At 65.6% G+C, this 7,916-nt stretch carries 9 protein-coding genes; all 9 read left to right on the plus strand.

Translation table 11 applies throughout. The annotated features are described in order from the left end of the window. Window positions 1-206: 206 nt before the first annotated feature. Window positions 207-635: a CopD family protein gene (locus AC1DYD_RS13415; protein ID WP_478173229.1), complete on the plus strand. Its 429-nt coding sequence runs from the start codon at window positions 207-209 to the stop codon at window positions 633-635. Window positions 636-640: 5 nt separating this feature from the next. Continuing rightward, on the plus strand, window positions 641-1,762 hold the full coding sequence (locus AC1DYD_RS13420; RefSeq protein WP_478173230.1) for a VanZ family protein: 1,122 nt from the start codon (window positions 641-643) through the stop codon (window positions 1,760-1,762). A 9-nt stretch (window positions 1,763-1,771) separates the two neighbouring features. Next, on the plus strand, window positions 1,772-2,125 hold the full coding sequence (locus tag AC1DYD_RS13425) for a (2Fe-2S) ferredoxin domain-containing protein (RefSeq protein WP_478173231.1): 354 nt from the start codon (window positions 1,772-1,774) through the stop codon (window positions 2,123-2,125). A gap of 13 nt (window positions 2,126-2,138) precedes the next feature. Beyond that, a complete protein-coding gene (locus AC1DYD_RS13430; RefSeq protein ID WP_478173232.1) occupies window positions 2,139-2,771 on the plus strand; it encodes an alpha/beta hydrolase in 633 nt (210 codons plus the stop codon). Between the two features lie 10 nt (window positions 2,772-2,781). Further along, window positions 2,782-3,951, plus strand: coding sequence for a D-alanyl-D-alanine carboxypeptidase family protein (locus AC1DYD_RS13435; protein WP_478173233.1), 1,170 nt, complete (start codon window positions 2,782-2,784; stop codon window positions 3,949-3,951). 398 nt (window positions 3,952-4,349) lie between these two features. Next, entirely contained in the window at window positions 4,350-4,727 is a 378-nt protein-coding gene (gene rpsL, locus AC1DYD_RS13440) for a 30S ribosomal protein S12 (RefSeq protein WP_013543948.1), read from the plus strand. 173 nt (window positions 4,728-4,900) lie between these two features. Beyond that, window positions 4,901-5,374 carry a 30S ribosomal protein S7 gene (rpsG, locus tag AC1DYD_RS13445; protein WP_286508375.1) on the plus strand — a complete coding sequence of 158 codons (474 nt, stop codon included), beginning with the start codon at window positions 4,901-4,903 and terminating at the stop codon, window positions 5,372-5,374. An 87-nt stretch (window positions 5,375-5,461) separates the two neighbouring features. Continuing rightward, the gene (gene fusA / locus AC1DYD_RS13450) at window positions 5,462-7,564 is read left to right on the plus strand and encodes an elongation factor G (RefSeq protein WP_478173234.1); all 2,103 of its coding nucleotides are present in this window, start codon (window positions 5,462-5,464) and stop codon (window positions 7,562-7,564) included. 108 nt (window positions 7,565-7,672) lie between these two features. Then, on the plus strand, window positions 7,673-7,916 hold a 244-nt coding region (locus AC1DYD_RS13455), incomplete at its 3' end, for a GTP-binding protein (RefSeq protein WP_478158694.1).

Raw genomic sequence — 7,916 nt, forward strand, 5'->3', positions numbered from 1 at the left:
TTGCTTGATAGGTTGTTTTGCCTTTGTTAAATTCTGTCTTGGGCGGCTTGCCGCTCCCCGCTTTTCCTCCCTGAGCGGGTGCCTTGATGTGTGACAGCAAAAGGGCTTCCCAGCCCGACGTTTTGACGTCGGGCTTTTTTTTGCGCGTCCGACGGCAGCGGGCGGCTGCGACCTTGCGGTCCGTACGCGCCCACTAAACTGCCGCCATGCTCTGGGTCAAATCGCTGCACATTGTCTTCATCGCCAGCTGGTTCGCCGGGCTGTTCTATCTGCCGCGCATCTTCGTCAACCTGGCGATGGTCGCGCCCGAATCGGTCGCCGAGCGCAGCCGACTGCTGCTGATGGCGCGCAAGCTGTTTCGCTTCACCACCTTGCTGGCGCTGCCGGCGCTCGGCTTCGGCCTCTGGCTCTGGCTCGGCTACGGCATCGGTCGGGGGCCGGGCAACGGGTGGATGCACGCCAAGCTGGTCCTGGTGGGGGCGGCGCTCGGCTACCACCACGGCTGCGGTGTGCTGCTGCGCCGCTTCGTCGCCGGCACCGACCGCCGCAGCCACCGCTTCTACCGCTGGTTCAACGAGTTGCCGGTGCTGCTGCTGCTCGCGATCGTGGTGCTGGTGGTGGTCAAGCCCTTCTGAATGCGGTGGCCACGCAGCACAAGTCCGTCGCCTTGCCCCTGGCGCTCGCCTATGCGGCGCTGATCGTCTACGCCAGCCTCTATCCCTTCGCCGACTGGCGCGACCAGGGCATCGCGCCCTGGGCCTACCTGGCGGCGCCCTGGCCCAAATACTGGACCGCCTTCGACTTCGGCATCAACGTCGTCGGCTACATGCCGCTGGGCTTCCTGGCCGCGATCGCGGTGATCCGCAACCGGCCGGCCACCGGCGTCGTGCGCGCCGTGCTTCGCGCCGCCGCGGCTGGGGCCGCGATCTCCTTCGCCATGGAAACGCTGCAGAGCTACCTGCCGGCGCGCATTCCTTCCAATGTCGATCTCGGGCTCAACATCGTCGGCACGCTGGTCGGGGCGGTGCTGGCGGCGGTGCTCGAGCGCCTGGGCGCCGTGGCGCACTGGCACCGGGCCCGTTCCAACTGGTTCGTCGACGACTCGCGCGGCGGCCTGGTGCTGCTGGCCCTGTGGCCGATCGCGCTGCTGTTTCCGGCCGCCGTCAGCTTCGGCCTGGGCCAGGTGTTCGAACGGCTCGAAGCCGGCATTGCCGACTGGCTGATCGATACGCCCTTCATCGAATGGATGCCGGTGCGCGAGTTCGAACTGGAGCCGCTGGTGCCGGGCGTCGAACTGCTGTGCGTCATGCTGGGCGCGCTGGTGCCTTGCCTGCTCGGCTTCCTGATCACCCGTTCGGTGGCCCGGCGAGCGATCCTGCTGCCGTCGATCCTGCTGGCGGGGGTGGCGGCCTCGGCGCTGTCGGCGGCCCTGAGCTACGGTCCGCCGCATGCCTGGGCCTGGCTGAGCCTGCCGGTGCAGGTGGGGATCGCGGCGGCCTTGTTCATCGGCGTGCTGTTGCTGGGCGCACCTCGGCGCTTCTGCGCGGCCCTGCTGCTGATCGCCCTGGTGGTTCACCTGAGCCTGCTGAACCAGGCGCCCGAGAGTGCCTATTTCGCTCAGACGCTGGCGACCTGGGAGCAGGGGCGCTTCATCCGCTTCCACGGCCTGGCGCAGTGGCTGGGCTGGATCTGGCCCTTCGCAACCCTTGTTTACGTGCTGGCGGTGCTTTCGCGCAGGGCGTCCGCAGCCCCTCCTCCATAGAATGAGCCGATGTCGAGTTCCAGCACTCCCCCGCCGGCGGGCTACTACGGCCGCCACATCTTCTTCTGCCTGAACGAACGCAAGGGCGACGAGGACTCCTGTTCCAAGCACCAGGCGCAGGCCGGCTTCGACCGCTGCAAATCGCGCGTCAGGGAGGCTGGCCTGGCCGGGCCGGGCAAGGTCCGGGTCAACAAGGCCGGCTGCCTGGACCGCTGCGCGGGCGGCCCGGTCGCGGTGGTCTATCCGGAGGCGGTCTGGTACACCTTCGTCGATGCCGACGACATCGACGAGATCGTCGAGTCGCACCTGAAGAACGGCGAAGTGGTCGAGCGGCTGCTGCTGGCTCCCGACATCGGGCGCTGAGGGGCGGCCATCCATGAACTCCCGGACCGAGAAGCTCCAGATCCAGGGCGCCGCCGGCGTCATCGAGGTGCTGCGCGACCGCGCCGCCGACGGCGCGCCGGCGCTCGGCGTGGCGGTGATCGCGCACCCGCATCCGCTGTTCGGCGGCACCATGGACAACAAGGTGGTGCAGACGCTGGCGCGCGCCTTCGTCGCCTGCGGCTGGACCGCGGTGCGCTTCAATTTCCGCGGTGTCGGCGCCAGCGAGGGCGTGCACGACGAAGGGCGCGGTGAATGCGGGGACATGCGCGAGGTGGTCGCGCAACTGGCGCCCGAGGGCCCGCTGGCGATCGCCGGCTTTTCCTTCGGCGCCTTCGTCGCCAGCTGTGCGGTCGAAAAACTCTGGGCCGCGCGCGACCTCCGCCACGTGGTGCTGGTCGGCACCGCGGCGGCGCGCTTCTCGGTCGCGGCGCTGCCGCCCGCGGCCCACGAGCGCGCGCTGGTGGTGCACGGCGAGCAGGACGACACGGTGCCGCTGGCTGCCGTCATGGACTGGGCGCGGCCGCAGTCACTTCCTGTCACAGTCGTTCCCGGGGGCGGCCATTTCTTTCACGGACAATTGCCGCTGCTCAAGAATCTCGTCGTCCGCCATCTGCGCGCGGGCTAGTCTTTCCCCCATGAATCGTTTCGTTGAAGCGCTGCGCGCCTTCGCAGTGGCTGCGGCCGCGTCTTTCTGTCTTGCCGCCGGGGCCCAGATGCCGGCGCCGCCCGAGGTGGCGGCCCGCAGCTTCCTGCTGCTGGATGTCACGGCCAACCAGATGCTGGCCCAGAAGGACATCGACTCCGCCGTCGAGCCGGCCTCGCTGACCAAGCTGATGTCGGCCTACCTGGTTTTCGATGCGCTGCGGGCCAAGAAGATCACCCTGACGCAGACCCTGCCGGTCAGTGCGCGGGCCTGGAAGATGCCCGGCTCGCGGATGTTCATCGACCCGACGATGCAGGTCCCGGTCGAGGATCTGATCAAGGGCCTGATCGTGCAGTCGGGCAACGACGCCACGGTGGCGCTGGCCGAAGGCGTGGGCGGCACGGTCGAGCACTTCGTCGAACTCATGAACGAGCAGGCCAAGGCCCTCGGCATGAAGAACACGACCTACAAGAATCCCGAAGGCCTGACCGTGCCCGGCCATACCTCCACCGCGCGCGACCTGAGCATCCTGGCGACCCGCCTGATGCGCGACTTCCCCGAGTACTTGCACTACTACGCGATCAAGAAGTACCGCTTGCCGGGCACGCCCTCGACCAACGAAACCAACCGCAACCTGCTGCTGTTCCGCGACCCGACCGTCGATGGCCTCAAGACCGGCCACACCCAGGCGGCCGGCTACTGCATGATCGTCACCGCCAAGCGTGACTTCCCGAACCTGACGGGCGGCCGCCGCCTGCTGTCGATCGTGCTGGGCACGGCCGACGAAAACGCGCGCGCCAACGAGTCGCAGAAGCTGCTGAATTGGGGTTACACCGCCTTCGACGCGGTCCGCCTGTTCGACGCCAACCAGGTCGTGGCGACGCCCGCCGTCTGGAAGGGCAAGGAAAACACCGTCAAGCTGGGCCGACCCGACGCCATCGTGGTCGCCGTCCCGGCCGGCGCGGCCAGCAGGATCAAGACCCAGGTGGTCCGCCCCGACCCGCTGGTCGCGCCCTTCACCAAGTTCCAGCCGATCGGCGCGTTGAAGATCACGCTGGGCGACGAGCCGGTGACCGAGGTGCCGCTGGTGGCGCTGGACGCGGTGCAGCAGGCCGGTGTCCTGGGCCGCGCCTGGGACGCCGTGCGCCTCTGGATCAAATAGCTCGCCCCCAGGTTGCCCGGCACTTCGTGTCCGGGCGCCCACCCCCTACCGGGGGCAACACCAGCGGCCCGGCGAAGCCGGTTCCGCGGTGTTTCACGAAGGGGCCGGGCTGCGCCGGCCGATAGAAGAGAGGCGCCGTGTTTATTCTCCGGCGGCGCGTAGCGCCCGCCTGTTGGTGGGCAGTCGCGGAGCCGGCTTCGCCGGGCCGCTGGCTGCGCCCCCGGTAGGGGGTGGGCGGGCTACACGAAGTGAGCCCAACCTGGGGGCGAGTGTTGTATACTCGCAGGCTTTTCGGAAATTCCGAAGGGATTCACGTTTTCGGCCGCTCCTTGGCCGTTTCCCCCGTCCGGCCGGTTCACGCCTAGGGTCTTCGGGGTAGTTTTGGGACTTATTCACACATGCCAACCATCAATCAACTGGTGCGTCAGGGTCGAACGGTCGAGAAGATCAATTCGAAGAGCCCTGCCATGCAGAACTCGCCGCAACGTCGCGGTGTCTGCACCCGGGTCTACACCACGACCCCGAAAAAGCCGAACTCGGCGCTGCGCAAGGTCGCCAAGGTGCGCCTGACCAACGGCTTCGAGGTCATCTCCTACATCGGCGGCGAAGGCCACAACCTGCAGGAACACAGCGTCGTGCTGGTTCGCGGCGGTCGTGTCAAGGACTTGCCCGGTGTTCGCTACCACATCGTGCGCGGTTCGCTCGACTTGCAAGGCGTGAAAGACCGCAAGCAGTCGCGTTCCAAGTACGGCGCGAAGCGTCCCAAGAAGGCTTAAGCCTTCTGTGTCCCAAGAAGGCCTAAGGCTTTCTGTATTTCATTCAGCGGTGTTCGAGTGCCCTGGCCGGCGCATCGAACGAAGTGACCCGATATTGGGTCGAGTAAGTGAGAGTTCTTGTTGGCTCTCGCGGTGTCTGCAAAGGCGCCAACTGAAGCAAAGAGGTTAGAAAAATGCCACGTCGTCGCGAAGTCCCCAAACGTGAAATCCTGCCGGATCCGAAGTACGGCAATGTCGAGCTGTCGAAGTTCATGAACGTGATCATGGAAGGCGGCAAGAAGGCGATCGCCGAGCGCATCATCTATGGTGCGCTCGACCAGATCGAGAAGAAGAACCCGGGCAAGGACCCGCTGGAAGCCTTCACGATCGCCATCAACAACGTGAAGCCGATGGTCGAAGTGAAGTCGCGCCGCGTCGGTGGCGCGAACTACCAGGTGCCGGTCGAAGTCCGTCCGGTCCGTCGTCTGGCGCTGTCGATGCGCTGGATCAAGGAAGCCGCTCGCAAGCGCGGCGAAAAGTCGATGGCCCTGCGTCTGGCCAACGAACTCATGGAAGCCACGGAAGGTCGTGGCGGCGCCATGAAGAAGCGCGATGAAGTGCACCGCATGGCCGAGGCCAACAAGGCCTTCAGCCACTTCCGCTTCTAAGCGCTCGTCCCCCCCAATCAGACAGGCTGGAAGCCCGACCCACCGAGAGCGGTGGGCGGGCTTTCATCCGTTAACGGAGTAAATTTCATGGCACGCAAGACCCCCATCGAGCGCTACCGCAACATCGGTATCTCGGCGCACATCGACGCCGGCAAAACGACCACCACCGAACGCATCCTGTTCTACACCGGCGTGACCCACAAGATGGGCGAGGTGCATGACGGCGCCGCCACCACCGACTGGATGGAACAGGAACAAGAGCGCGGCATCACGATCACCTCGGCGGCCGTGACCTGCTTCTGGAAGGGCATGGACCACTCGATGCCCGAGCACCGCATCAACATCATCGACACCCCCGGCCACGTGGACTTCACCATCGAGGTCGAGCGTTCCATGCGCGTGCTCGACGGCGCCGTGATGGTGTACGACTCGGTCGGCGGCGTGCAGCCCCAGTCCGAAACCGTCTGGCGCCAGGCCAACAAGTACCGAGTGCCGCGTCTCGCGTTCGTCAACAAGATGGACCGTGTCGGCGCCAACTTCTTCCGCGTGCGCCAGATGATGGTCGACCGCCTGAAGGCCAACCCCGTGCCGATCGTGATCCCGATCGGTGCCGAGGACAAGTTCCAGGGCGTGGTCGATCTTCGCAAGATGAAGGCCATCTACTGGGATGACGCCTCGCAGGGCATGAAGTTCGACTACCGCGAGATCCCGGCCGAACTGCTCGAGTCCGCCAAGGAGTGGCGCGAGAAGATGGTCGAGAGCGCCGCCGAGGCTTCGGAAGAGCTCATGAACAAGTACCTCGAAGAGGGCGACCTGTCCGAGGACGAGATCACCTTCGGCCTGCGCACGCGCACCATCGCCGGTGAGATCCAGCCGATGATGTGCGGCAGCGCGTTCAAGAACAAGGGCGTGCAGCGCATGCTCGACGCCGTGATCGAACTGATGCCCTCGCCGATGGACATCCCGCCGGTCGAAGGCACCGACGACGACGAGAAGGAAACCAGCCGCAAGCCGGCCGACGAGGAGAAGTTCTCGGCGCTGGCCTTCAAGCTCATGACCGACCCCTACGTCGGCCAGCTGACCTTCGTGCGCGTCTACTCGGGCGTGCTGAGCAAGGGCGACACGGTCTACAACCCGGTCAAGGGCAAGAAGGAGCGCATCGGCCGTATCGTGCAGATGCACGCCAACGAGCGTCTCGAAATCGACGAAATCCGTGCCGGCGACATCGCCGCCTGCGTGGGCCTGAAGGACGTCACGACCGGCGAAACGCTGTGCGACCCGGACGCCATCATCACGCTCGAGCGCATGGAATTCCCCGAGCCCGTGATCTCGCAGGCCGTCGAGCCGAAGACCAAGGCCGACCAGGAAAAGATGGGCATCGCGCTGCAGCGCCTGGCCTCGGAAGATCCGTCGTTCCGCGTGCGTTCCGACGAGGAATCCGGCCAGACCATCATCTCCGGCATGGGTGAGCTTCACCTCGAAATCATCGTCGACCGCATGAAGCGCGAGTTCGGCGTCGAGGCCAACGTCGGCAAGCCGCAGGTGGCCTACCGCGAAACCATCCGCAAGACGGTCGAAGATGCCGAAGGCAAGTTCGTTCGCCAGTCGGGCGGCAAGGGCCAGTACGGCCACGTGGTGCTCAAGCTCGAGCCGAACGAAGCCGGCAAGGGCTTCGAGTTCGTCGATGCGATCAAGGGCGGCGTGGTGCCGCGCGAGTACATCCCCGCGGTCGAGAAGGGCGTGATCGAAGCGCTGACGCAAGGCGTGCTGGCCGGCTACCCGGTGGTCGACGTCAAGGTCACGCTGCACTTCGGTTCGTACCACGACGTGGACTCGAACGAAATGGCCTTCAAGATGGCCGCGATCTTCGGTTTCAAGGAAGGCGCCCGCAAGGCTTCGCCGGTGATCCTCGAGCCGATGATGGCGGTTGAAGTCGAGACCCCCGAAGACTACGCCGGCAACGTGATGGGCGACCTCTCGTCGCGTCGCGGCATGGTGCAGGGCATGGACGACATGATCGGCGGCGGCAAGCTCATCAAGGCTGAAGTCCCGCTGTCGGAAATGTTCGGCTACTCGACCACGCTGCGCTCGGCCACGCAAGGCCGCGCCACGTACACGATGGAATTCAAGCACTACTCCGAAGCACCGCGCAACGTGGCCGAAGCCATCGTCGCCTCGCGCACGAAGTAAATCCGTTCTGTCTGCGACCCTGTGCCTCTCGTTGCCCGTGGCGAGAGAACCAGCAACAGGGTGCAGACGTTAAACCTCACACGGGCAATGCTCTTTCAAGGATAGAAAATGGCAAAAGGAAAATTCACCCGCACGAAGCCGCACGTCAACGTGGGCACGATCGGTCACGTGGACCATGGCAAGACGACGCTGACGGCGGCGATTGCCACCGTGCTGTCGGCCAAGTTCGGCGGCGAAGCGAAGGCCTATGACCAGATCGACGCGGCTCCGGAAGAAAAGGCGCGCGGCATCACGATCAACACCGCGCACGTCGAGTACGAGACGGCCAACCGCCACTACGCGCACGTCGACT

It is taken from the genome of Variovorax sp. P4_B11 (assembly GCF_056402355.1).

What these genes read in the sequence shown, in the direction of transcription:
- AC1DYD_RS13415 (WP_478173229.1), top strand. Translation starts at nt 207, where the DNA reads ATGCTCTGGGTCAAATCGCTGCACATTGTCTTCATCGCCAGCTGGTTC.
- AC1DYD_RS13425 (WP_478173231.1), top strand. Translation starts at nt 1,772, where the DNA reads ATGTCGAGTTCCAGCACTCCCCCGCCGGCGGGCTACTACGGCCGCCAC.
- AC1DYD_RS13430 (WP_478173232.1), top strand. Translation starts at nt 2,139, where the DNA reads ATGAACTCCCGGACCGAGAAGCTCCAGATCCAGGGCGCCGCCGGCGTC.
- AC1DYD_RS13435 (WP_478173233.1), top strand. Translation starts at nt 2,782, where the DNA reads ATGAATCGTTTCGTTGAAGCGCTGCGCGCCTTCGCAGTGGCTGCGGCC.
- rpsL (WP_013543948.1), top strand. Translation starts at nt 4,350, where the DNA reads ATGCCAACCATCAATCAACTGGTGCGTCAGGGTCGAACGGTCGAGAAG.
- rpsG (WP_286508375.1), top strand. Translation starts at nt 4,901, where the DNA reads ATGCCACGTCGTCGCGAAGTCCCCAAACGTGAAATCCTGCCGGATCCG.
- fusA (WP_478173234.1), top strand. Translation starts at nt 5,462, where the DNA reads ATGGCACGCAAGACCCCCATCGAGCGCTACCGCAACATCGGTATCTCG.